14 protein-coding genes and 1 CRISPR repeat array (1 of these 15 running past the window's edge) are annotated in these 26,153 nt (G+C 59.6%); all 14 genes read right to left on the reverse strand.

Features of this window, described 5'->3' with window-relative positions; all coding sequences use genetic code 11:
* Positions 1–10,221: a CRISPR direct-repeat array (repeat unit 32 nt; unit sequence GTTTCAATCCACGCGCCCGCGTGGGGCGCGAC) (it extends 485 nt beyond the left edge of the window).
* A 178-nt stretch (positions 10,222–10,399) separates the two neighbouring features.
* Positions 10,400–10,693, reverse strand: a complete 294-nt coding sequence (gene cas2 / locus C7H85_RS09645) for a CRISPR-associated endonuclease Cas2 (RefSeq protein WP_106729501.1) — start codon at positions 10,691–10,693, stop codon at positions 10,400–10,402.
* Position 10,694: 1 nt separating this feature from the next.
* Positions 10,695–11,711: a type I-C CRISPR-associated endonuclease Cas1c gene (gene cas1c, locus C7H85_RS09650; protein WP_106729502.1), complete on the reverse strand. Its 1,017-nt coding sequence runs from the start codon at positions 11,709–11,711 to the stop codon at positions 10,695–10,697.
* Positions 11,708–12,328, reverse strand: coding sequence for a CRISPR-associated protein Cas4 (gene cas4, locus C7H85_RS09655; RefSeq protein WP_106729503.1), 621 nt, complete (start codon positions 12,326–12,328; stop codon positions 11,708–11,710). The genes cas1c and cas4 overlap by 4 nt, the downstream gene beginning before the upstream one ends.
* Positions 12,328–13,275 carry a type I-C CRISPR-associated protein Cas7/Csd2 gene (gene cas7c / locus C7H85_RS09660; RefSeq protein ID WP_106729504.1) on the reverse strand — a complete coding sequence of 316 codons (948 nt, stop codon included), beginning with the start codon at positions 13,273–13,275 and terminating at the stop codon, positions 12,328–12,330. The genes cas4 and cas7c overlap by 1 nt, the downstream gene beginning before the upstream one ends.
* Entirely contained in the window at positions 13,275–15,335 is a 2,061-nt protein-coding gene (gene cas8c / locus C7H85_RS09665) for a type I-C CRISPR-associated protein Cas8c/Csd1 (RefSeq protein WP_106729505.1), read from the reverse strand. The genes cas7c and cas8c overlap by 1 nt, the downstream gene beginning before the upstream one ends.
* The gene (cas5c, locus tag C7H85_RS09670) at positions 15,332–16,036 is read right to left on the reverse strand and encodes a type I-C CRISPR-associated protein Cas5c (protein WP_106729506.1); all 705 of its coding nucleotides are present in this window, start codon (positions 16,034–16,036) and stop codon (positions 15,332–15,334) included. The genes cas8c and cas5c overlap by 4 nt, the downstream gene beginning before the upstream one ends.
* A 10-nt stretch (positions 16,037–16,046) precedes the next feature.
* Positions 16,047–18,527: a CRISPR-associated helicase/endonuclease Cas3 gene (locus tag C7H85_RS09675; RefSeq protein WP_106729507.1), complete on the reverse strand. Its 2,481-nt coding sequence runs from the start codon at positions 18,525–18,527 to the stop codon at positions 16,047–16,049.
* 148 nt (positions 18,528–18,675) lie between these two features.
* A complete protein-coding gene (locus C7H85_RS09680) occupies positions 18,676–19,512 on the reverse strand; it encodes a helix-turn-helix transcriptional regulator (RefSeq protein WP_106729508.1) in 837 nt (278 codons plus the stop codon).
* A 203-nt stretch (positions 19,513–19,715) separates the two neighbouring features.
* A complete protein-coding gene (locus C7H85_RS09685) occupies positions 19,716–20,660 on the reverse strand; it encodes a nuclease-related domain-containing protein (protein WP_106729509.1) in 945 nt (314 codons plus the stop codon).
* A gap of 454 nt (positions 20,661–21,114) precedes the next feature.
* Entirely contained in the window at positions 21,115–21,987 is an 873-nt protein-coding gene (gene htpX, locus C7H85_RS09690) for a protease HtpX (RefSeq protein ID WP_106729510.1), read from the reverse strand.
* 74 nt (positions 21,988–22,061) lie between these two features.
* The gene (bioD, locus tag C7H85_RS09695; protein WP_106729511.1) at positions 22,062–22,745 is read right to left on the reverse strand and encodes a dethiobiotin synthase; all 684 of its coding nucleotides are present in this window, start codon (positions 22,743–22,745) and stop codon (positions 22,062–22,064) included.
* The gene (gene bioC, locus C7H85_RS09700) at positions 22,738–23,496 is read right to left on the reverse strand and encodes a malonyl-ACP O-methyltransferase BioC (RefSeq protein WP_245879632.1); all 759 of its coding nucleotides are present in this window, start codon (positions 23,494–23,496) and stop codon (positions 22,738–22,740) included. Before bioC ends, bioD begins: the two co-directional genes overlap by 8 nt.
* Positions 23,493–24,644 (reverse strand): 8-amino-7-oxononanoate synthase, encoded by a 1,152-nt coding sequence (gene bioF, locus C7H85_RS09705; protein ID WP_106729512.1) that lies wholly within the window; start codon positions 24,642–24,644, stop codon positions 23,493–23,495. Before bioF ends, bioC begins: the two co-directional genes overlap by 4 nt.
* Positions 24,645–25,077: 433 nt before the next feature.
* Positions 25,078–26,109 (reverse strand): biotin synthase BioB, encoded by a 1,032-nt coding sequence (gene bioB, locus C7H85_RS09710; RefSeq protein ID WP_106729513.1) that lies wholly within the window; start codon positions 26,107–26,109, stop codon positions 25,078–25,080.
* Positions 26,110–26,153: the final 44 nt, after the last annotated feature.

A 26,153-nucleotide genomic window follows, 5' to 3' on the forward strand; every position in this document is an offset into this window, starting at 1 on the left:
GGCGCGACACGAGCAGACCACTGCGATGCTGGCGGTACTGGCTGTTTCAATCCACGCGCCCGCGTGAGGCGCGACAAAATACGCGAACGCTGTTGAAGATGCTCGTGGGTTTCAATCCACGCGCCCGCGTGGGGCGCGACTGTAGAGGTTCAGCACCACACTACGCTGATATTGGTTTCAATCCACGCGCCCGCGTGGGGCGCGACGTGGAGCAGCAGGGCAACTTCCCGGGTGTTGAGGTGTTTCAATCCATGCGCCCGCGTGGGGCGCGACTGGCGATGGCTTCTTCGGCAGACATTGTGGTGTCGTTTCAATCCACGCGCCCGCGTGGGGCGCGACATAAACCGGGCTGATCCGCCGCTGACCTTTCCGTGTTTCAATCCACGCGCCCGCGTGGGGCGCGACGATACCGCTACTGGATACCGACCTGCTGCAGCAGCTGTTTCAATCCACGCGCCCGCGTGGGGCGCGACTTAGCTTCCACACAAACCTCCAAATTGAGTTATATGTTTCAATCCACGCGCCCGCGTGGGGCGCGACCATACCCGCGACATGTATTCACGCATCGGATACGTTTCAATCCACGCGCCCGCGTGGGGCGCGACGTTTTACGCCGAGTTCCCCAAGGCCATGGGGCTGTTTCAATCCACGCGCCCGCGTGGGGCGCGACAGGTCTAACCATGCCGATCACCCCCGATGCCGTAGTTTCAATCCACGCGCCCGCGTGGGGCGCGACATGCTGGGCGAGATGCTGCAAACGGTGAGCAACGTTTCAATCCACGCGCCCGCGTGGGGCGCGACGCCCACCGTGGCCACCATTCTGGCGGATGAAGTGCAGTTTCAATCCACGCGCCCGCGTGGGGCGCGACAAAGGCCAGAAATGCGGGGCGGCACGCCTTGTTGCGTTTCAATCCACGCGCCCGCGTGGGGCGCGACTGTAAAACAGATGACACCGTCACATTTTGGGTAGTTTCAATCCACGCGCCCGCGTGGGGCGCGACGATTTTCCTGAGTTTCGCGTCTGATAAGGCCATGTTTCAATCCACGCGCCCGCGTGGGGCGCGACTGGTGTCGTCCAGCACCAGCCGGCAGCTGTCGCCGTTTCAATCCACGCGCCCGCGTGGGGCGCGACGGTTCGCGCAGGGCCTGGCCGGCCTGCTGCACCACGTTTCAATCCACGCGCCCGCGTGGGGCGCGACATGCCTCTCATTATGCTTTAGATCTGCGTGTTGCGTTTCAATCCACGCGCCCGCGTGGGGCGCGACAATATCGATGGTTTTGCCGTTGGTCAGGATTATGTTTCAATCCACGCGCCCGCGTGGGGCGCGACAAAAAATCGCAAACTGGGGCGGCCCATTCGCAAAGTTTCAATCCACGCGCCCGCGTGGGGCGCGACAATTAACAAACGAAACCAGGGAGACGCTAGTAATGTTTCAATCCACGCGCCCGCGTGGGGCGCGACTTCGACGACCTCAGCCAGGGCGTGGCCGAAAGCGTTTCAATCCACGCGCCCGCGTGGGGCGCGACCGCAGCTTGCGGTTGACCCGCCCCTTGCCGTAGCGGTTTCAATCCACGCGCCCGCGTGGGGCGCGACGTTCGCGCAGGGCCTGGCCGGCCTGCTGCACCACGTTTCAATCCACGCGCCCGCGTGGGGCGCGACGGCGCCCCTGGGATGTGCTTTGCTCGTATGCGTTGTTTCAATCCACGCGCCCGCGTGGGGCGCGACAACGCCCAGTGGCAAGGCGGCAGTGCCATGATCGGTTTCAATCCACGCGCCCGCGTGGGGCGCGACAGCCGACATTCTGCTTACTCAGGTTATTCAGTTTTGTTTCAATCCACGCGCCCGCGTGGGGCGCGACCGCGCAGCCCCACAGCAGCAGCGGGTGGAGCAGGTTTCAATCCACGCGCCCGCGTGGGGCGCGACTTGGCGTAGAGCTCGAGCTGCCGGATTACGCCTCGTTTCAATCCACGCGCCCGCGTGGGGCGCGACGACATCATCACGAGAGTGCCAATCAAGGGTAATGTTTCAATCCACGCGCCCGCGTGGGGCGCGACTTATCGCCGTCTGCATAATGAGTAACAAAAAGACGTTTCAATCCACGCGCCCGCGTGGGGCGCGACACCAGCCGCCAGATAATCACGTGCAAGGCCGACGGTTTCAATCCACGCGCCCGCGTGGGGCGCGACTAAAAATCATGCGAAAAACGGTACTAATAATTGGTTTCAATCCACGCGCCCGCGTGGGGCGCGACATTCAGTTTCATGTTTTTATCTCCTTCCGGTTCAGTTTCAATCCACGCGCCCGCGTGGGGCGCGACGGGGTTCCGTCGGCTGATCACGTACACCTTGCCAGTTTCAATCCACGCGCCCGCGTGGGGCGCGACCCAGCGGCACCGAGTTCGAGACGACGGACGAGATGTTTCAATCCACGCGCCCGCGTGGGGCGCGACTTAATTGGTTTCGCCTTGTTCGTAAACGTGGTTGGTTTCAATCCACGCGCCCGCGTGGGGCGCGACGGGCGGCGGCCGGGGCGATATCCGCATCCACCAGGTTTCAATCCACGCGCCCGCGTGGGGCGCGACGCCGCTCGCCCCGGCTCTGCTCCCACTGCCCCAGTTTCAATCCACGCGCCCGCGTGGGGCGCGACCCGCCAGAAAGCCGATGAGGACATCCTCAACCTGTTTCAATCCACGCGCCCGCGTGGGGCGCGACACCAACGGCAATATCGTCGGCCGGTGGCTGGTAGTTTCAATCCACGCGCCCGCGTGGGGCTCGACCGATGAACGACGACAGGAAAACATGGCCTCATAGTTTCAATCCACGCGCCCGCGTGGGGCGCGACCGGGGAGCTTGTCGAGCAGCACCTCTTCGGAGTCGTTTCAATCCACGCGCCCGCGTGGGGCGCGACTTGCCACATACACCGCCGAGACCGCGATCAACTGGTTTCAATCCACGCGCCCGCGTGGGGCGCGACCCCCGAGCAACTGCTGGCCCCCGCGCCCCACGCCGGTTTCAATCCACGCGCCCGCGTGGGGCGCGACCCCCGTACCCAGCGAACGGGCGGACAAGGCCAGTGTTTCAATCCACGCGCCCGCGTGGGGCGCGACGCAGGGCACCACGGCACTACTCCACCGACTCCACGTTTCAATCCACGCGCCCGCGTGGGGCGCGACTTGTTGTTGTCCGAACATGGTCGTTGCTCCTTATGTTTCAATCCACGCGCCCGCGTGGGGCGCGACCGCCCCATCATCCGCATTGAGCAGCCCTGCCATGTTTCAATCCACGCGCCCGCGTGGGGCGCGACACATCAGGCCCGCCAGGCCCGGCGCTGGCTGGCCGTTTCAATCCACGCGCCCGCGTGGGGCGCGACATCGGTTCGACGATGCACGTGGGACACCCAGGGCGTTTCAATCCACGCGCCCGCGTGGGGCGCGACCTGATGCTGCCTATATATAGGAGGGGGGTCATTTGTTTCAATCCACGCGCCCGCGTGGGGCGCGACCGTGGAAGCCACCCGCGTCCGCCGCAACTGGGAAGTTTCAATCCACGCGCCCGCGTGGGGCGCGACTTGGCAATCCGCTGCTGGATCGCATCACGGGTCCGTTTCAATCCACGCGCCCGCGTGGGGCGCGACTGGAGCAGTTCCGCGACATGCTGCTGGCCGCGCAGGTTTCAATCCACGCGCCCGCGTGGGGCGCGACCATCGACAGGTAGAAACGGCTGGAGCCCGGGTCGCGTTTCAATCCACGCGCCCGCGTGGGGCGCGACGAAAACCGCTTTATGCACGTGCCCGAGCTCAACGTTTCAATCCACGCGCCCGCGTGGGGCGCGACTTGGGCGGCGGCCTCACCGCCGTGGCCGCCAGCGTGTTTCAATCCACGCGCCCGCGTGGGGCGCGACGTGGTTAAAACACCAGTGCGGCCGTGCATAGGGGTTTCAATCCACGCGCCCGCGTGGGGCGCGACCCAGCCACCGGCACCTCGCGGCACAGGGGTAGGAGTTTCAATCCACGCGCCCGCGTGGGGCGCGACATTACGAGTACGCCCAGCTGGCCGCCAACCTGGAGTTTCAATCCACGCGCCCGCGTGGGGCGCGACAGGCATCCTCCAACCTGTTGATCTCAGCCAAAATGTTTCAATCCACGCGCCCGCGTGGGGCGCGACCATCCCCTGCTGCGAGCCAGCCTCAGTCATGGCGTTTCAATCCACGCGCCCGCGTGGGGCGCGACCCGGGGTGGCGGACATCCGCTTCACCACCGACCCGTTTCAATCCACGCGCCCGCGTGGGGCGCGACCACGTCCAGGCCGTCATCAGCCGAACGCAGGCTGTTTCAATCCACGCGCCCGCGTGGGGCGCGACAACAGCTGTTGTGGCTCTTCTGCTGTGTTGTTGCTGTTTCAATCCACGCGCCCGCGTGGGGCGCGACGTGCCGCGCGGCAGCGTGGTGATGTTGCTGGATGTTTCAATCCACGCGCCCGCGTGGGGCGCGACTTGTCCGCTACCGGGTGATCCCCGCATGAGTGCCGTTTCAATCCACGCGCCCGCGTGGGGCGCGACTCACCACGGTGGTGGTGGCCACGCCCTGCTCGTTGTTTCAATCCACGCGCCCGCGTGGGGCGCGACCGCCGACCCGTTCGACGATGGGGTGGCAGATGTCGTTTCAATCCACGCGCCCGCGTGGGGCGCGACGGCGCTCTTCGTACAGCACGTCTTCAATCTGGCGTTTCAATCCACGCGCCCGCGTGGGGCGCGACCTTCATCCAGCGTCAGGGATTCGCAATCACCATTGTTTCAATCCACGCGCCCGCGTGGGGCGCGACCTTAAGCGTACAGTAAGTAATCAGCCGCTGAATATGTTTCAATCCACGCGCCCGCGTGGGGCGCGACTTCCTTGCTCGCTGCTTGCGTCGAGCTATCCGCAGTTTCAATCCACGCGCCCGCGTGGGGCGCGACGTCGTGGTGCGGCTCCACCACCCGAAAGCCGTAGTTTCAATCCACGCGCCCGCGTGGGGCGCGACGCCAGCCCACTTACATGCGCCGCATTCCCAAATTGTTTCAATCCACGCGCCCGCGTGGGGCGCGACTTGCCCTGCTCAAGCCGATCATCCAGGCGGGCCAGGTTTCAATCCACGCGCCCGCGTGGGGCGCGACGTTGTCTTTGATCCACCCCGACTGATACGGCAGGTTTCAATCCACGCGCCCGCGTGGGGCGCGACCTGTGGTCAACGGCAGCTACGTTACCCTGAGCCACGTTTCAATCCACGCGCCCGCGTGGGGCGCGACGTTCTATTTCGTTTTGTTCGCCAGATTTTTGAGGTTTCAATCCACGCGCCCGCGTGGGGCGCGACCTCCCCGCAAAAATCAGGAGCAAACAACTCGATAGTTTCAATCCACGCGCCCGCGTGGGGCGCGACGGAAACGGTGGCCCATAATTCTTTAGATCCAGATGTTTCAATCCACGCGCCCGCGTGGGGCGCGACGAGATAGCATCAGCGTGAGCAACCAGACAGCCGTGTTTCAATCCACGCGCCCGCGTGGGGCGCGACTTTCTCCACCGCATACCTAGCAGACGTGAACAACGGTTTCAATCCACGCGCCCGCGTGGGGCGCGACCATGGAGCGCCATTATCCAAAAGCTAGCAGGGGAGTTTCAATCCACGCGCCCGCGTGGGGCGCGACATGGATAAGCATAATGGGACACGGAAAAAAATGGTTTCAATCCACGCGCCCGCGTGGGGCGCGACCGATGGTCTGTATGCCCTACCGGGCATGTCCTGGGTTTCAATCCACGCGCCCGCGTGGGGCGCGACGATAACGGAGCGTAGACAAGCCCGCGATATAGGTTTCAATCCACGCGCCCGCGTGGGGCGCGACATATGGCGTCCGACCAGCTTGCGAATATGCTGATGTTTCAATCCACGCGCCCGCGTGGGGCGCGACGGCGGCCGAAACCCGCGATCGGGTGGCTAGCCACGTTTCAATCCACGCGCCCGCGTGGGGCGCGACCCAGCGAGCAGTTGCGCAGGCTGGCGGAAAGCTGTTTCAATCCACGCGCCCGCGTGGGGCGCGACCTCAAGGTATCGCTCGGGGCGGGCCAGATTTTGGTTTCAATCCACGCGCCCGCGTGGGGCGCGACGCAGGTCGTAGTGCCGCATTCGGCGCCAGCTCTCGTTTCAATCCACGCGCCCGCGTGGGGCGCGACTGCTCGACAGGGGACGCCCATTCCGGGGCGAAGTCGTTTCAATCCACGCGCCCGCGTGGGGCGCGACCGTTGGCCGCCGCAGCGTCGCCTTGATTCTGGAGGTTTCAATCCACGCGCCCGCGTGGGGCGCGACCAACGTCAGCGCCGCCAACTTCGCCATCGAGGTGTTTCAATCCACGCGCCCGCGTGGGGCGCGACCAAGCTGTTCAGTTTACGGCTGACGTTGAGGATGTTTCAATCCACGCGCCCGCGTGGGGCGCGACGCCCACAATGCGACCAGCCCCAACCAGGGCTACGCGTTTCAATCCACGCGCCCGCGTGGGGCGCGACTAGCCCCGACTCGTCATCAGCGCGCGTGGCATTGGTTTCAATCCACGCGCCCGCGTGGGGCGCGACTTCCGAGCGCCGGTCTTATCGCTCGGATCAATGATGTTTCAATCCACGCGCCCGCGTGGGGCGCGACTGGTCACCGCCGCCGAGGCGGTAGAGCAGTGCCTGTTTCAATCCACGCGCCCGCGTGGGGCGCGACGGTGAAGATCGAGGTCAACGTCGTCGACGCGAGGTTTCAATCCACGCGCCCGCGTGGGGCGCGACACGAGGACCTGGCCTCGGGTTTTGCCGGGACGATGTTTCAATCCACGCGCCCGCGTGGGGCGCGACTCACCCGGACGTACCGGCCAGCCATGCTATCGTCGTTTCAATCCACGCGCCCGCGTGGGGCGCGACTGCAGCGCCCGGATCTTCAGCGTGACGGACGTGGTGTTTCAATCCACGCGCCCGCGTGGGGCGCGACAGTGCTTTCCCGGAACGACCCCCGCAATGCACTGTTTCAATCCACGCGCCCGCGTGGGGCGCGACTGGCTGACGATGTCGAGGTCCAGCGGGAGTTCAGGTTTCAATCCACGCGCCCGCGTGGGGCGCGACTACTTACTGTACGCTTAAGGGTGTCGTGCGCTTCGTTTCAATCCACGCGCCCGCGTGGGGCGCGACATGCTTCCATGACGAGATTTGGGTGCTCACCACGGTTTCAATCCACGCGCCCGCGTGGGGCGCGACGTTGGCCGCCGCAGCGTCGCCTTGATTCTGGAGGTTTCAATCCACGCGCCCGCGTGGGGCGCGACATTCCAAACAGCCAGACCATGTGCGCAATGAGTTGTTTCAATCCACGCGCCCGCGTGGGGCGCGACCGAAATCTCCCGGAGCACGACCCCCAGAAGTGGGTTTCAATCCACGCGCCCGCGTGGGGCGCGACGCGGTAGTTGGTGTCCAGGTAATCCTTGATTTCAGTTTCAATCCACGCGCCCGCGTGGGGCGCGACGGAACTACGGCTTGCTCTTTCGGGGCCCGGTTCAGTTTCAATCCACGCGCCCGCGTGGGGCGCGACCCAGGCGCTCCCGGGCATGCTGACCACGTATATCGTTTCAATCCACGCGCCCGCGTGGGGCGCGACCCCGAGGCCAGGTCCTCGTTAATCTGCTTGGCGTCGTTTCAATCCACGCGCCCGCGTGGGGCGCGACATGCCGAACGACCGGAGAACAACTTCGAATACGTTTCAATCCACGCGCCCGCGTGGGGCGCGACATCAGCACGAGGCCGGACAACCGGCCCCTTTCAGTTTCAATCCACGCGCCCGCGTGGGGCGCGACCCCCGTCTTGGTTCGAGTACCGGGCAAGAAACGGTCGTTTCAATCCACGCGCCCGCGTGGGGCGCGACTGTGTCTTATTAAAAGCAGGCACCGGGTTATACGTTTCAATCCACGCGCCCGCGTGGGGCGCGACGTTGCCGCTAACGCGCAGTACAGAGCCACGAATAGTTTCAATCCACGCGCCCGCGTGGGGCGCGACGGAACTGAGCCCTCCAGTCGTCTTCCTCCGGCCAGTTTCAATCCACGCGCCCGCGTGGGGCGCGACGTTTGTAACGATAAAACGGTCGGCGCTCCGTTACGGTTTCAATCCACGCGCCCGCGTGGGGCGCGACGTGCCGCAAACGGTCAAGAACCTGAGCGAGGCGATGTTTCAATCCACGCGCCCGCGTGGGGCGCGACACCGGGGCCTGATACGTAAGCTGTAAAGGGCGACGTTTCAATCCACGCGCCCGCGTGGGGCGCGACGACCCACTGATGAATTTTATTATGCAGTTAATGCAGTTTCAATCCACGCGCCCGCGTGGGGCGCGACGCAGCTCAATGACCCGGTTTAAGCCGGCTTATCTGTTTCAATCCACGCGCCCGCGTGGGGCGCGACAGCCCCTACTCGTCATCAGCGCGCGTGGCATTTGTTTCAATCCACGCGCCCGCGTGGGGCGCGACGGAGATATAGGGCAATAAATCATCAAGCACTTGAGTTTCAATCCACGCGCCCGCGTGGGGCGCGACTAGCCCCTACTCGTCATCAGCGCGCGTGGCATTTGTTTCAATCCACGCGCCCGCGTGGGGCGCGACAGACCCAGCGGAATGCATAACCAGTGGCAATTGCAGTTTCAATCCACGCGCCCGCGTGGGGCGCGACGTCAGACGGAGATACAGATTAGCATCATGATCAGTTTCAATCCACGCGCCCGCGTGGGGCGCGACACCATTCTACTGACCCGGCCGGGGAACGTTCTCAGTTTCAATCCACGCGCCCGCGTGGGGCGCGACCGGCGATAGCAATGCTGCTGACGTTCAGGGCTCCGTTTCAATCCACGCGCCCGCGTGGGGCGCGACGGGTCGATTCGGCGACCGTCATGCCAAACCTTTTGTTTCAATCCACGCGCCCGCGTGGGGCGCGACGCCGTGTCCTTCGTGACTATCGGCCTGGAGTGGCGTTTCAATCCACGCGCCCGCGTGGGGCGCGACAACGATGCGGGACAGTTTGGCCGAGGTGGGCACGTTTCAATCCACGCGCCCGCGTGGGGCGCGACAAAGAACGTACCCCTCTACGCCCCCCTGATGCTGTTTCAATCCACGCGCCCGCGTGGGGCGCGACCCAGTATGGGGGCGTTGCTCAGGAGGGTAATTTGTTTCAATCCACGCGCCCGCGTGGGGCGCGACCAGGAATCCGCATGTTTTACGACTGGTTAACAATGTTTCAATCCACGCGCCCGCGTGGGGCGCGACACGGCATCGACAGCGTGCCCAAGTCCGGCACCTGGTTTCAATCCACGCGCCCGCGTGGGGCGCGACGCCTCTCCGCATCGGAGAAGAAATTGTCGTAGTAGTTTCAATCCACGCGCCCGCGTGGGGCGCGACAGGACGCGATCAAGAGTTAGGCGGTGGCAAAAAGTTTCAATCCACGCGCCCGCGTGGGGCGCGACGCACGAGGCCGGACAACCGGCCTACAATATCGAGGTTTCAATCCACGCGCCCGCGTGGGGCGCGACTGTACTCAAAAGAGCTGATCAAAGCACTAATGAAGTTTCAATCCACGCGCCCGCGTGGGGCGCGACAGTCATAACAGGCCCCAATAACTAGGATTTAACCGTTTCAATCCACGCGCCCGCGTGGGGCGCGACATTGAGCCTGGTATGACTGCTCTCGATGACAAAAGTTTCAATCCACGCGCCCGCGTGGGGCGCGACTCGACGTTTTTGAGGCACCAACAGGACCAGTAATGTTTCAATCCACGCGCCCGCGTGGGGCGCGACGACAAAGGCGTCCTGCAGCACGGCGAAGCCTTCGTTTCAATCCACGCGCCCGCGTGGGGCGCGACCAGTTCCGCCAACAGGAGCAGGCCCGCCAGGCCGTTTCAATCCACGCGCCCGCGTGGGGCGCGACGCTGCAGTTCGCCGCAGTGTGGGCAAGGGACATGGTTTCAATCCACGCGCCCGCGTGGGGCGCGACACAGCGTCTGCTTGCCCGGGTCGCCATAGAGCCGGTTTCAATCCACGCGCCCGCGTGGGGCGCGACCCGGGGTGGCGGACATCTACTTCACCATCGACCCGTTTCAATCCACGCGCCCGCGTGGGGCGCGACTGTCGATAAAGGCGGTTTCTTCACCGGGCTGGGCGTTTCAATCCACGCGCCCGCGTGGGGCGCGACTGCTTTAGTCTAACTTGTTAAAGAACAAAGGCAAAATACGCCATAGGCGCTAACCGCCTTGATATCCATAATCATCAGCGTGGCCGACATCAACGACTGTTTTGAAATGGTTTTAATATCATGTACTTATCTTAGGCGCTAACCGCCCTGCATTTTTCTGAGAACCGAAGGTTAGCGATTACAGGATCAAGGGATCCCTAAGTGGGTCAGCAGTTGGCTTGGCACCAACATGTTCCACCTTTTGGTGGCCCTTTTTGCCAAGAAAATAGAAGCGCAAGCTGTCTTCTTCAGGATCGAAAATATCCAACAGCTTGGTTTTGAGATAAACAAACTGATCCGGAGACACCTCGCATTCAAAAACAGAGTTCTGCACTCGTACACCGTGATCCAGGCAAACTTTGGCGATATTGCGCAAGCGCCGCCGTCCCGCCGCCGTGATAACACTCACATCGTAGGTGATCAGTACCAGCATGTCATTTCACCAGATAAGGCGTGTAGTATTCCGTATCCCCCCGGATATGCCGTGCCAGTAACATCGCTTGGCAATGCGGCAATAATCCGATGGGTACCTGTTCCTGCAAGTAGGGATGCATCACCTCCACTTGCTTGCGTTCCTGATAGGCAACCAGTAATTTCTTGCGCGCCTCGTCTTGCAGGCGAACCGCACCACTCGCTTCGGTAATGAAATCGGTGAGCTGGACCTGACGACGGTTGATCATCGTCAACACGAAACGATCCGCCCAGGGTGCGCGGAACTCCTCCAACAAATCCAGGGCAAGACTTGTCCGACCTGGGCGATCCCGGTGCAAAAAACCGACATAAGGATCGAGCCCCACGCCTTGCAACGCCGCCACGCACTCTTGCGTGATCAACGAATACACGAAGGACAGCAACGCATTCACCGGATCAGTCGGTGGTCGGCGTATCCGTCCGTTAAAGGTAAAACCTGAACCACGTAACAACTCGTTAAACACCGAGAAATAGTAATTGGCGGCTTCGCCTTCAATACCGCGGGTTTCGTCCAGCTCTTTCGCATGGCGAACGCGCGCCAGGCACCGCGCGAGATTATTCACAGCCTGCTTCAGTAATGGATTGTCACCGTGATTGCGCAGATCCCGCAGCAGAACCGCACGGCTGTTGGCGATTTTTGCCGCCACCATCAGCCGGGCGATACCATTGTACTGCTCGGACAGATCTGCCCAGCGGTACTGAGCTCTACGCAACAATACATTGCCGGTTTCCTTGCCCTGAACCCGCGCCAGAAAACGGCCGTATTCCGTATAAAAAGCCATGCCAATACCCTGTTCCGCGCAGTATCCCATCAAAAACGGCGACACGGAAATCTGCCCGAAACAGAGGATGTTGCCCAGGGATAATGACGGAAACTGCGCCAGTTTCTCGCCGCCATTTTTGATCACAATGGTTTCACGCTCTTTATGCAGGTAACTCTCCTGCCTCGTTACATACAGCGTATTGAGCAGCTTCTTCATGTCTTGAATAACTCCCTGATATAGCGGGCAGACCCATCCTTGCGAAAGCGATCCGGTTCGCACAGGTTGAACAGGGAGCAGGCACGGCAGCGCTTTTTGTCATCGATTGGCGGCGGCGTTCGCCCCTCGGCCAAGAGTGCATGGGCCTGCTCAATAGTAAAGATGGTGATCTCCCGGAGCCGGTCGTCTATCGGCACCAGTTCACGGCGGCGCACTTCCCAGTACCAGATCGCCCCCTCCCCGATCACCACATCACGCATCTCTTCTATACACATTGCCTGAGCACAAAGCTGGATTCGATCCCAGTCCTGCACCTTGGGCTTGCCACGTTTGTATTCCACCGGGCGATACGCCGGCTCTTTTCCACCTTCGATCTCCAGCAGATCCATCTTGCCAACCAGACGGTAGCGATCCGAACGCAGCATCACACCGCGTTCATAACGGATATGTCGACGTTGCTCCGCCATACCCGAATCAACGCGCTCGTGTAGCACACGACCTTCCGCCGTGAAACGGTTCTCCGCCCAAACCTGCTCCACATGGATTAACGCATACTGCCGAGGGCAGTATGCGTAGTGTTGGAGGGCGGAGATGGCTATTGCGTCATCGAGAGCCATCAAAATCCATCGATTATTTCAACGTCAAGATCGGGTAGCGCTGTTTTTATGCTATCCCGTAGCGAGGATGCATCGAAGAGCATTTCCATACCATTGCTTCTGTGTTGCTCAATATGCTTCCTTAGGCTGTTGTGTACTTTTGCTGAAGAGTACTGACCCGATTTCGAGTTATGTTGCCACCAGATCACTTTCTCAACCGCCATACTGCCTTCTGGCCTGGCCGAGGAAGCGTCCCCTTCAAACAGTCTTGGTAATATATGTTTGATGGCTTGTGCGTCTTCATCGCTAAAGCCAGTACGCTCGGCCAGTTGCGGAGACATGGCACCAAAGGCAACATAAGTGGCACTATCCACCCTATGTTTCATGCCCATAGTGTCCGAACCCCGTTTACCACCGTCACCTTCACCGCTGACGCTCTTTGTGATCTGTGAACTAGTTACACTAATAGTCTCTACACTAAAGGCAGGCTGAATTGTGACAGGTCCTCTAATAGGGATTGACACTCCCTCTGCCTCATCCCCTCCAGTAAAAGCGAACAGTTGCCCAAATGCTCTCACATCAAACCATTTTTCAGAGGCTCTTTTAGCCGTTTCAACCTCTTTCAGAGCATTTTCTTTCTTTATCTTCGCCTTGACGTCAGGTTTGTCACTTTTTTTAGGCTTTTTAAAGGTAAATGCTTCACTCCCCAGACCATATTTTTCTGACTCTGCCCTGACTCTTAAGGATGGCAATCCATCGACATTATTGTCATCGGACTGAACAAATATTGAAATTCCATCATTAAGTAATCTGTTTCGTATTTTTCGCTTTAGACAAACATCAGAAACCTCGCCGTAGCCATCATAGTCAGTGCGAGGTCTGTTACCATTCAATGGATCGCCGTTGGGATTGGCATTCTTCACAGAAAAAATCACGGCGAAATCAATTTTATTACTCAGTGAACTCATTACTCATCTCCTTCATTAACGGTCAACTCTGTTTCTTCTGAGGACTTGCTTACCCACAACCCCTTTTCCAACTTATGTTCCCTCAGCCACTTGCGCTGGCAGTGGAATCCCAATAGATACTCCCCGCTCAACCGCTTATCCGAAGAAAAATCATCCCGATTGAAAACATCACAAATATCGTCCAGCAACCTGTTGTAAGCGGCTTCCAAGGGCGGCAACTTGGTGCGCAAGCGCTGTTGGTATGGCACCAAGGCATTGCGGATATTCAACCAGGTGGATGCCGGCCGATCGGAAAATCGTTGCATCAAGCGGCTGGCATGAGTTGAGCGACTTGGCTCGCTGGCAGCAACCATCGCCATTTCCTCAATCCGCTCGGCCACCGCCAGTAGTCGTCCAAACAGGTAATCCCGTGAGGCATGTTTGGTATCTAACGACATAGCATATTCTCTCCTTTTACTTGAGTCGGGTTGACGTTCTGGATGATAAAATCCTCGATACAATGAACACGCAACACTTAAATCGCTCAACCATGCGTTTAATTCACTGCTGGGGTTTGAAAACTGCTCACTCAGCCGTTTAACATTCCTGTTTCCAGCTCGCCGAACAGCCAAATCAACAATATCCTTTGGCAAAGGGCGCATCTCAGAGATACATGGCAAGAGCCTTTCATTTAAGCTCTTTCTTAGCTCCTTATTGCTTTCCACAATGTTTCCGTAAGCAGCTCTCAGAATCTTCAAAGGCGAAGGGGTGCTAACTACCCAATAAGATACCCTCTTTGATTTCTTTTCGTCCCTTTTAATATCTCTACTGACACGTTGTGGCCAAGCCAGATGCAAATGCCACTTCTCAATAGTTTTTACATATTCTTTGGCCATAAAGTCGCGGTAGTAGGTGATCGCCATACGTCCCGGCGTAGCCGAGTCGAGACCCATAATAACGATACTTTCATGTTCTTTGAGGTTAGCGATACGACCATCGAAGTATCCAGCCATATAACGGCTTAGAGCCTTGGAAAAACTTTGGCCCAGATCGGTTGTAAGATCGGTTTCGATGGATAGCGCATCGTGGCTGTCATCCGGAATCTCATCGAAATTATCCAGATCCCAGGTGGGCACCAAGGGGGCAGGAACAGGCTTGCCCGATACCGCCCAGGAAACTACCACCTGATCGCCATTTCTGCTGGCCTGATTGAAAATCAACCAACGCAACGCATTATGGGCCTTTTGTGTAACTTCAAAGCCGATATTGGCTACCTGCTCACTAGCAATAAAACGGCCTCGGAAAGTGAATCCAGAGGTGTCGTTGGCTGATACCAGCTTGGCTTTATCGCCGGTGTGCCTGAGTTTGGCCGGATGGTTGGACGCCGTAGGTTGCGCTTGCCCTGAGGCATAACAAAGCGACTCCTTGCCGGATGTTTCGGCATCAAAGGCTATCCATGACTGTTGCACCGATTCATCCTTCCAGGTTTCGGGAACCAGATCGCCTTCGGTTATAACAGTCCAGCAGATCATTGCGTTACCCTGATCCAGTTCGCCACTCTCCTTGGGCAATACCTTGAAGAGCAAAGGCAGAGGATTTTCTTCTGTGACCTTAAACGGCCAGGAGGTCAGAAGTCGATTATCGGTATCCAGATAGCAAACCTTGGCATCTACCAGATCCTTGATAACTAGCCCTTTTGCGACATAGTTCAGTACAGCTTGTATTTTGAGGTGGCTATGGTGAGACTCACACCAACGCTTGAGCTGTGCTTCATATCCCTCGAAATAGTGTTTTTTTTGGCCCCCGAACTTGGCATAGTCAGCGGCCACATACTGTAGTTTATCCGCCAATGGATGCGGCGCCTCACCGCTACTTCGTCCTGCTGAGCTTTCCGTGGCCGGCAAAACGATCTGGGTCTTTTCCAGTACCTTGGCACCAAGAAAATTTCCATCCCCATCGATTTGAATATTGATGTGAGCATTTTGCAATGTGTGACTGATCGGCATCAGCCGCTTGTCATCGGGCAGATCCAGCTTCATCGCCTGCTCATAGGTATCATAGAGTTTCGCCATCCAGCTCATAGCGACGCCTCCTCTTCCTCTACGCCCAGCAGGTTATTGCCTAAGCTGAAATCCTTGGCTTCCATCTGGCGCACAAAACGGCGAATACCACATTGCTCTGGAGTCGGGAATTCCAATATGCCTGCTTTCATGGTGGCGTGCCAAAAACGGCTATGTAGCTCATCGCTGCCGGTTTCGTCTGGGTAATCGAAACCATGGAACATCAGGCCAAAAGACAGCTCATCAATATCGTCATAGGCCCCCGGCCCCTCGCCAAATTCACAGGATTCCACATAGCCCTGGCAATCCCTCACACCGAGAAAAATGTCCTGCCGACCACCTTTTTCCAGCATCCGTTTGGCAATGGCAAAATGCTTGCCGTCAATGCGGTCCTCGGTCAGCTCCGACCTGTGCATATTCCATTCAAAGTGAGCCTGCACCTGATACTCCACCTCATGCAGGAAGGTGTAGATGGCCAAGCTGTTTCCACCGCCCCAGACCAGCGGCTTGGTTCCCTTGGTCTGGGTACGGATCGGTTTAATCACACGCACCTTGTCCACATGCCAGACAATAGTGGGCTTCCAGTAGATGGATTTGAGCACACCCTTGATTGCCTCATAGGTGGGCACATGGTAGGAACATTTCTCCCCACCTATCTTGGTTATGGGATCGGTAAACAAGGCATACCGCCCCCATAGCTTGAAACTGATACTGTTTTTCACCTTATCCTCCCTATGCAATCAGAGCCGACATCGTGCCGACAGGCTCGGTGCCAAGGCCAAAACTCTCGTTGTAATACTCTTCGTCCAAGAAATAGATACCATGCCCAGGCTGAACTTCATGCACGGCTTTCTGCCCTTGTAATTTTTCCCATACGTTGGGAAACACATTGACACTAAATTTCTGGGCTTGACGCAATAGCTGGTAATAGCGATGAGCATTGAACTCCTTGGCTGCCGAGCAAAGCTCGGCTACCAATTCTCGACCTTTGCCGTATTGGACGATCACGGCCTGGGTTGGCGCGTCAATGGCTTTGAACTGTCTGCCAGCTTCCATAAAAGCTTGTCGTAATAGAGGAAGTTTTGTCATCTCCCCAGGTTTTCTATCTAGAAAAAATTCAGTACATCTGGGGTTATCACTCAGGAGATTCAGCAAATTGTCATCACGATGACTTTTGTTACCCTCCAGCCGATAGGTCATATCGTCGGCCCGGTCAAAGAAATAGTAGCGGAAATACTGTTTGATAGCGTCTGGTGACAACACATCCTCGTGGCTTTCCGACAGCACGCGCTCCGCTTTATCTTTTCCTATCTCAATATCCTTTAACATCCCCGTACTTTCCTTGTCCGGATTCACTACAAAGACTTGGCCTTTGATAAGGTTCCCTTTTTCGTCTTTCAGCTTGCCGTTGCGATTGCAACGCCCGGCGGCCTGGGCAATGGAATCCAAACCGGCCAGAAAGCGTATGACGGATGAAAAATCTACATCGACCCCGGCTTCAATCAGTTGGGTTGAGATACAAAGTACCGGCAGCCCTTGATCCAGGCGTGTTCTGATTTCTTCCAGCAACATTGTTCGATGGGCGGGGCATTGATTGGTACTGAGGTGGAACAGTTGAGACTTACCCACTTGCTCTGCACAGCGCTGAAAGAGCTCCTGCGCCCATGCCTTGGTATTGACGATAACCAGACAACTGCCTAGCTCCCGGAACTGCCCTACCGCCAGATCGCTGATTTCCTGGGCACTCCAGCCTCCTGGTTTTATCTGGTTATGCACATCCACCCGTCTGAGTTCGATAAAATGCCGGTCAAAATCTCCAGCCAATTCATTTATATTTGGAATAGTCAACTGGCCTTTATCCGGGCTTTTTAACTCGTTCAAAAGGGGCTGGGTCGCCGTACACAACACCGCAGTGGTGTTGCACCTCTGCGTGAGAAAATTCATGGCATTACAGAAGATATGCACGCAGTTGACCGGCAATGTCTGAATTTCATCAAAAATAAGGATACTGTTGGCAAGTTGATGCAGTCGTCTTACGCCTTTTGTTCCACCGCTGAACAAGGCTTCCAACAATTGCACCATGGTAGTCAGTACTATGGGTGCGTCCCAGTTCTCCGATACCAGCTTGCTTTGCCAGGTTTGCTGCTCCGGCTCCAGATTAGAGTGATGTTCCAGCACCCAGGGCCTGACGTCCTCTTCCTTCTCTACCACCTCCCGTATAACCTTGGCGTTCTGCTCAATAATTGAGGTATAGGGGATCACGTAGATAATGCGATCCAAGCCATGATGGCTGGCATGATGCAGGGCGTAACGCAGGCTGGCATAGGTTTTACCGCCCCCCGTGGGCACCGTCAGGGTGTAAAGCCCCTGCGCCTTGTCTGCGTTGTTCTTGCAGTTATCAGAAATTTCCCGGCGCAGTTCATCCACATAATTACGTGGCACCAGGCTCGCCAAGTGACCCTCCAAACGCTCTATGGCTATCCTCCAAGGTATAGGGGTCGCATTCTTCAGTCGTTCTTCCAGCCTGGCAGGATCCTCAAATTCGGCACTGTTGAGCCTATCCGCGTCGATCAGGCAACTGAACAGAAAGCGGGTGAAAAAGCCCAAATTGAAGTAATCACACGTCGATAATTTTTCGAAATCGACGAACTGGCGTAGTTGACCGAACAGCTCTTTTACCAACTCTACGTTCGCAAGTTGCTCAATCGCATCAAGAATTGCCTGGTCTGCCGCCAGCAGGCACTCCTCAATGTGTACTTTTTCGTCGGGTTTACGCATACGCTCAGTAAAGACTGCTCTGTCATCCATACTAAAACAGTCAATCAAGCCACTATGATGCGAAACGATGCAAAGCGCCAGTATCTGGCCACACAATTCACCCTGTCCTGCTGCCTTCCCAATACGGTTTAGACGTTGCCAGACAAGTTGAGCACCAGCGGTAGAATGATCAACCTTACCCTTCATGCCCTTGGCATCGACGTAGTCATCCTCGTCTGGATTGATCTCGCCAGTAGCGGACTTTATATAGGTTTGAAACTCTTGGCTATACTTGCCAAAATCGTGTACCAAACCGATCAATCTGCCTGCATTTTCGGCACCGATTTTTCTGGCAAAAGAGCTGGCGATTTCCCCAACCTCAGAGAGATGGGTATGCAGAAGTTGGCGCTCTCCATCAGATTTTCTCTTGTGTGCAATAAAGTCATCTTTCTTCATGTATCCGTCTCCTCAACCACTCCAATCTGTCTCGCGACATCAACCATTAATGCTGACGTTTTACCGACGGGACAACACTGTACATCCATACACGACAACTCAGTTGACAGGTTCGTCAACCCGGCTCGAATTACATTTCTTGCTCTCGTCAAAACAACCATGCCTTCACCTCATCATGGTTGGCCAGTATCAGTTGCTGGGCGGCGGGGTTGCCGTCGAGCATTTTTACACTTACCTGCATTTCGTTGAGCAGGTAGTGGGCCAGGGCGGCGCGGGTGGGCAGGTGCAGTTCACCGTTTGTCATGTCGTAGTCGTAGGCCAGGGCGGCTTGCTGCTCGGGGCTTAGGCGGGGGTCGGGTTTGAGTATCAGGGTGAGGGTGGTGTCCCAGGCGGTATCGTCGGGCAGAGGGGAGCGTTGTGGGCCTTCCGGCGCCGGCTCGCCGTGGAAGCGGCTCAGTACAAAATCCCGGTAGCCCTGGGCTTTTTCGCACCAGGCGCGCAGGTGCCAGCGCCGGCCGGTGTTGACGAAGCGGATCGGCACTATGATGCGGCCATCCCGGTCCGGCTTGCTGACGGCGCCGTAGTCCACTTCCAGCCGGTGGTTCTGGCGCAGGGCCTGGATCAAGGGGCGTATCACCCCGGGGGCGACGTTGCGCGGTGGTGGCGCCAGAATGGCGTGCTCCAGCCGGTAGCCGGGCTCAACGGGCATGGCGTGGGCGCGCTGGCCGGTCATCCAGTTCAGGTATTCGGCCACGTCGCCGGAAATAAAACCGGGCTTGAAGGTTGGGGTGGGCAAATGGCCCTTGCGGGAGGAGCTGTAATAAAGGTGCTCGGGATAATCCTGCAGATACAGGTTGATGTCCTTGCTGGCCTGCTGACGGCTCAGGCCGAAGAACTGCTGCAAATGGTTGGCGGTAAGCCGGCCTTCCCAATAGGCAACCAGCTCTATCAGCCAGTAACGGCGGTGGGGTTCGGTTTTTATCATGGCATCCGTGCTTTTTGTTTTTTGCCATTAAAGGCAGAGCATAGACCCGATATCAATCCCTAATTAGTCGAAGTTACGGGCGTTTGATCCCTGTCAACAAAAAGCGGCTGTTGGGCAAAGCTGCAAACGGCATGGCGGCGCCAAACTGCCAGCTGAAACGGCGGCAACAGTACCGTGCCGTCCAAGTCTGATCCGGTCTCCGTTCAATGGCTTCCTACCGGGCGGGATACGGCCCTGTCCGCCCGCTCCCGGTCCACATCCCTCACCCTTTGAGCAACCTGGTGGGCAATGGCCTGTACCTGGCCGAGTTCCAGCACGCCCGCATGCAGGGAAGGCAATTGCCTGGCCAGTTCGGTGGCGTTCATCACATAAGGATCGGCCATGCGCTGTTTGCGCTCCAGAAACCAGCCGGGCAGTATCAGCACGCCCGCCACCGGCACCTCGAAGCCGGTGGCCTCGCACAGCCACTTGCGCACGGCCTGGACGTTGCGTCGGGTCTGTAGCAACGGCTCCCGCTCGATGCGATGGGGAAAATGGAGGGCGTCGCCTTCAATTCTAACCTTGAATTGCTTGTTGCCCTTGTTGAGCGGCTTGGAGCGACCCTTGGTTTCAACCACAAAAACGCCGCTGGGGTTGACCACCAGGTGGTCGATATTGAAGCCGTCGAAAGGAATGTCATGGAATACCCGATAAGGCCGATCATTCGGGCGGATAAGCGGCTCCAGCTCCTGGCCCACGGCACGCTCACAGGCATGACCCAGCCTGAGTGCTGTCCGTGTTTTGACCAGCCTGACCGCCTTGCGAACATAGTAGCTCACAAAGAGCAGCAGTACACCGGCCATGAGCAGGCCCTCCACCAAGGTGGGATAGCGGCCTTTCGCCAGTGTCTGCAGCAGCAATATCATGGGGCCGGCTGTCATGATCAGTGGGATAATCGACAAACATTCCATCAGATCCCACTGGATATCGTCGAGCCGTTGCTGCAGGGAAAAACCGGGGGGACGCAACAGATCGGACGTCAGTGGGGTCACACTGTGGCTGGCCTGTTTTTTCTTGATGTACTGGATAAGCGCAACCAGCAACAGCAAAGGCACAAAAGCGCACGCCAGGAACAAGCCAACCAGGTAGATCGGTGAAATTAATTCCATCTGCCGCACTCCCTCCGTGGAAACATCACGCAGACCCAAGTTTAGGCGATGGCCGCCCGGCTACCGCCGGCGGCGGCCATTTAATTCAGTCTATCCTTTCCACCGCCCGGCAGCGGGGATAGGACGTCTCCCCCGATCCGGCAGCCTTTGTCCGGCGGCTAAAGCGCCGGCGACAATGCCTCTTGCTTCATGTATCCCTATTTCCACTGCGTCCATTTCAAGGGGCCAAAACGGTTCAGATTGACATATGACACCACAGGTTTAAAAGGCCCGAGGTAGAACAGGCATCGCGGGTTGGGTTGTGCCTTCGCCCACCTCGGTGCCACCCTCATGCGGGCTGGCCGCCCGCGCCCCAAGGTCCTCCCCCCGATTTCCCCCCATCGCTCACCGCCGGTTGGAACATAAAAAAAACCCCGGCCAGGCCGGGGTAAACAGAGACCAAACTACAAAGGGGTTAACGCAGTTCGCGCAGGCTCTGGATGCGTTTTTCCAGCGGCGGGTGGCTCATGAACAGCTCGCTGTGGCGCTTGCCGTTGATGCCGAAGGCGGCGAGCGAGCCTTCCAGCTCTACTTCCGGGCCCCGGCGCAGGCGCTCGAGGGCGGCAATCATCTTCTCTTTGCCGGCCAGGCGGGCACCGCCTTCGTCGGCGCGGTATTCGCGCTGGCGGCTGAACCACATGACGATGATGGAGGCCAGGATACCGAACACCAGCTCCAGCACCATCACCACGCCGAAGTAGGCCAGGCCGCCCAGGCCGCCGCCTTCCTCGTCGCCGCGGCTCAGGAAGCTGCTGATGATGTTGGCCACGATGCGGGCGAAGAACATCACGAAGGTGTTCACCACGCCTTGAATAAGCGTGAGGGTAACCATGTCGCCGTTGGCCACGTGGCTCACCTCATGGGCCAGCACCGCCTCGGCCTCGTCCCGGCTCATGCTGTACATCAGGCCGGAGCTCACCGCCACCAGGGCGTTGTTGCGGCTGGGGCCGGTGGCGAAGGCGTTCATGTCCGGCGAGTCGTAAATCCCCACCTCCGGCATGCCGATGCCGGCCTGCTGGGCCTGGCGGGCCACCGTGGTCATCAGCCAGTGCTCCATTTCGTTGCGCGGCTGGTCGATCACCTGTACGTTGTAGGCACGCTTGGCCATCCATTTGGAAATAAGCAGCGAGATGGTCGAGCCACCAAAACCGAACACGGCACAGAACACCAACAGGCCGCCGACGCTGCTGCGATCGATGCCCAACATCGAAAATACGATATTGAGCACCACGCCCAGTACCAGTACCACGGCCAGGTTGGTGGCAATAAACAGCAAAACGCGTTTCATAACCTTTCCTTACTTCAGAGAGTCTGCAGACATAATATGTCCGCAAACGCGAATTTCAAGATGACGACGATGAATTATTTCAGCAGCAGGGCCAGATCGATAAAGCCCTGGGCGCTGTCGGCTTCGTCTTCGGTCAGCCTCGGCATCTCCCCGAGAAAGGGCGCGGAAATCAATTGTTTAAGGGTTTCGGCATTTTCATGGTAGTGGCTCATATGGGGATCTACCCGGTTCAGCACCCAGCCGGCCACCACCAGGCCGTCGTGGCGGATGGCCTCCAGGGTGAGCAGGGCGTGGTTGATGCAGCCCAGCCGGGCGCCCACCACCAGGATCACCGGCAGGTGCTCCTTCTTCACCCAGTCCGAGAGCAGGTGCCGTTCGTCCAGCGGCAGCCGCCAGCCCCCCGCCCCTTCCACGAAAATCCAGTCGGCGGCGGTTTCCTTCAGCCGGGCCAGGCCCTCGCCTATATGAGCGAGGCTGATGGGTTCATTGGCCTCCCGCGCGGCGATATGGGGGGCGATGGCCGGGGCGAAGGCGTAGGGGTTGATCATGGCATAGGGCAAGTCGATGGACGACTCGGCCTGCAGGGCCAGGGCGTCGCTGTTTTTCAGCTCGCCGCCAACCAGCTCGCAACCCGAGGCCACGGGCTTGTAGCCCAGCACCTTGCGGCCCGCCTCCTTGGCGGCGCGCATCAGGGCGCGGGTAATAAAGGTTTTGCCCACTTCGGTGTCGGTGCCGGTCACGAAAAACGCCTTAGCCATAAATCACTCCATACGCCAGTCGGTAGCTGGCCACACAGTGGCCCTGATTGTTCTTAGGATAGGTCAGATTGAGTCGCTGCCAGGCATCTTTGCCGAGCAGGCCCGGGCGGCGGTCGCCGTTGACCCGGTTGGCGCCGATGCCCTTGAGATCCAGCAGCAGCCCCCTGAGTTCGGGATAGGCCAGGTGGATGTCGGCCCGCTCCAGCCGCCAGCGCCGGCCGGTGGCGGCCAGGTGAGACTCGAGTCGCTCCGGCTCGATAAAGCGGTTGATATGGGTGTGGTCGTCCACCTGCCGCCAGGCGGCCTCCAGCTCGTGCAGGCTGCCCGCCAGCAGGGTGGAAAACACCATCACCCCGCCGGATCTCAGCCGGCCGCTCCACTGGGCGAGCCAGGCGGCGGGATCGGCGCTCCACTGCAGGCAGAGGTTGGCGAAGATAAAGTCCAGGCTGTGCTCGGGCAGTGGCGGCCGGTCCATGTCGGCGCAGATGGGCTCCACCTCGGCCTTGGCCGCCGCCTGTTGCAACATGGCCGGCGACAGGTCCAGCGCCAGCAGCCGCCCGGCCCGGTGCTTGAGCGCGGGCAGGAACCAGCCGCTGCCGCAGCCCAGATCCAGTCCGGTGCCGGCGCGGGCCGGCAGCCGTTCGAGCAGCGCCTCGCCGCTCCGCCGTTGCAGCTCGTTGTGCCGCTCGTAGCTGTGGGCGGCGCGGCCGAAGGCCTCGGCCACCTTTTGCTTGTCGATAAGCTCCATCATGGGCTCACTCCCTCGGCGGCCTCGGCCAGGATCTTGATCAGGGTCCGGATGTCCTCCTGGGTATGGGCGGCGCTCAGGGTAATGCGCAGCCGGGCCGAACCTTTGGGTACGGTGGGCGGGCGGATGGCGCCGACCCAGAGGCCGCGCTCCTTCAGCCGCGCCGCCAAGGCCAGGGTGTCGGCCTCGTCGCCGATCACCAGCGGCTGGATGGCGGTAGCAGAGGGCAGCAGTTCGAACGGTAGTTCCGCTACCCCGGCGCGGAACTGCCGCACCAGTTGGTTCAGGTGTTCGCGCCGGTCGTCGGCCCGGCGCGCCAGGCGGACGGCGGCCAGCACGGCGGCGGCCTGGGGCGGCGGCAGGTGGGTGCTGTACACATAGCTGCGGCCATGGTTGTGCAGGTAGTCCACCAGCTCGCGGCTGCCGCCGACGAAGGCCCCGCCCACCCCCAGCGCCTTGCCGAAGGTGCCCATGAAGATCCGCACCTGCTCCGGCGCCACCCCCAGCGCATCCAGGGTGCCCCTGCCCTCCCGGCCGAGTACGCCCAGGCCGTGGGCATCGTCTATCATCAGCCAGTTGCCGCTCTGCCCGGCCAGGCGCGAAAGCCCCGGCCAGTCGCCCAGATCGCCGTCCATGCTGAACACGCCTTCGGACACGATCAAACCAGCGCTGGGCTTGAGCCGGGCCTCCAGCGCGACCATGTCGTTATGGGCAAAGCGCAGCATGCGCGCCGGGCTGAGCAGGCCCGCCTCCTGCAGGGAGGCGTGGTTGAGCCGGTCCTGCCACAGCAGGTGCTCCTTGCCGAGCAGGGCTTTGATCACCGCCTGGTTGGCGGAAAAACCGGAGCTGAACAGCAGCACCGCCTCCAGCCCCAGCCAGTCGCACAGCGCCGCCTCCAGCGCCCGGTGCACCGCCTGGTGCCCCACCACCAGCGGCGAGGCCACGGCGCCCGCGCCGAATTCCCGCGCCGCCCGGTCGGCGGCCAGGCGCAGCTCCGGCGCCTGGCTCAGGCCCAGGTAGTCGTTGCCGGCAAAGTTGAGGTAGGCGCGGCCGGCGGACCACAGCAGCCGGCCTTCCACCTTATCGATAAGGGGCAGGCTGCGTTTCAACCCCGCCGCTTCGCGGCCGGCCAGGCTTAAGTGAAAGGGCATAGCAGTTTCCATTATTCCGGGATGATGAAAAGCGGTAAGCCGTAGGGTCGATTTCAATCGACCACCCCACCGGCGGCGCCCTGTTCGGTCGAATAAATTCGACCCTACGGGCCCGTCACAGGGTCGATTTCAATCGACCACCCCACCGGCGGCACCGTGGTTCGGTCGAATAAATTCGACCCTACGGGCCCGTCACAGGGTCGATTTCAATCGACCACCCCACCAGCGGCGTCCTGTTCGGTCGAATAAATTCGACCCTACGGGCCCGTCACAGGGTCGATTTCAATCGACCACCCCACCGGCGGCGCCCTGTTCGGTCGAATAAATTCGACCCTACGGGGCCCGTCACAGGGTCGATTTCAATCGACCACCCCACCGGCGGCGCCCTGTTCGGTCGAATAAATTCGACCGAACAGGGCCCTACAGCTGTGTTTTACGCTTCGTAATACAGAGGCTTGGGCGCGTTCTGGGCGGCCAGTTGCTCGTGCAGTTCGATTTCGGTCATCTCGTCCGGTTTCTGGCTCACGCCGCTCGGGCGCAGCCCCAGGCGCTTGAACAGCTGCATGTCGCTGTTTTCGTCCGGGTTGGGGGTGGTGAGCAGCTTGCAGCCGTAGAAGATGGAGTTGGCGCCGGCCATAAAGCACAGGGCCTGCATCTGGTCGTTCATCTTCTCCCGCCCGGCGGACAGGCGCACATGGCTCTGGGGCATCAGGATGCGGGCCACGGCGATGGTGCGGATAAAGTCGAAGTCGTCCAGGTCTTCCTGGTTTTCGAGCGGGGTGCCCTTTACCTTCACCAGCATGTTGATGGGCACGCTTTCGGGCTGGCGCGGCAGGTTGGCCAGGGCCAGCAGCAGGCCGGCGCGGTCTTCCGGGCTTTCACCCAGGCCGACGATGCCGCCGGAGCACACCTTCATGCCGGCGCCGCGCACGTTCTCCAGGGTGTTGAGCCGGTCGGCATAGGTGCGGGTGGTGATGATATCGCCGTAAAACTCGGGGCTGGTGTCCAGGTTGTGGTTGTAGTAGTCGAGCCCCGCCTCGGCCAGGCGGTCGGCCTGGGAGGCATCCAGCATCCCCAGGGTCATGCAGGTTTCCATCCCCAGCGATTTCACCTCCTGCACCATCTTCAGCAGGTAGGGCATGTCCCGCTCCTTGGGGTTGCGCCAGGCGGCCCCCATGCAGAAACGGCTGGAGCCGTTGGCCTTGGCCTCCCGCGCCCGCTCCAGCACCTTTTCCACTTCCATCAGCCGCTCGGTTTCCAGCCCTGTGCTGTAACGGGCGCTCTGGGGGCAGTATTTGCAGTCTTCCGGGCAGGCGCCGGTCTTGATGGAGAGCAGGGTGCTCACCTGCACCTCGTTGTGGTCGAAGTTGGCTCTGTGCACCTGCTGGGCTTCAAACAGCAGATCGAAGAAGGGGCGTTCAAACAAGGCGAGCACCTGCTCGCGGGTCCAGTTCTGGCGGCTCATGGTTGCCCTATATCCTTAAATTCAAGAGGTGTTTTGCTTGGCTA

The organism is Zobellella endophytica (assembly GCF_003012775.1).
Taxonomy (GTDB): Bacteria; Pseudomonadota; Gammaproteobacteria; order Enterobacterales; family Aeromonadaceae; genus Oceanimonas; species Oceanimonas endophytica.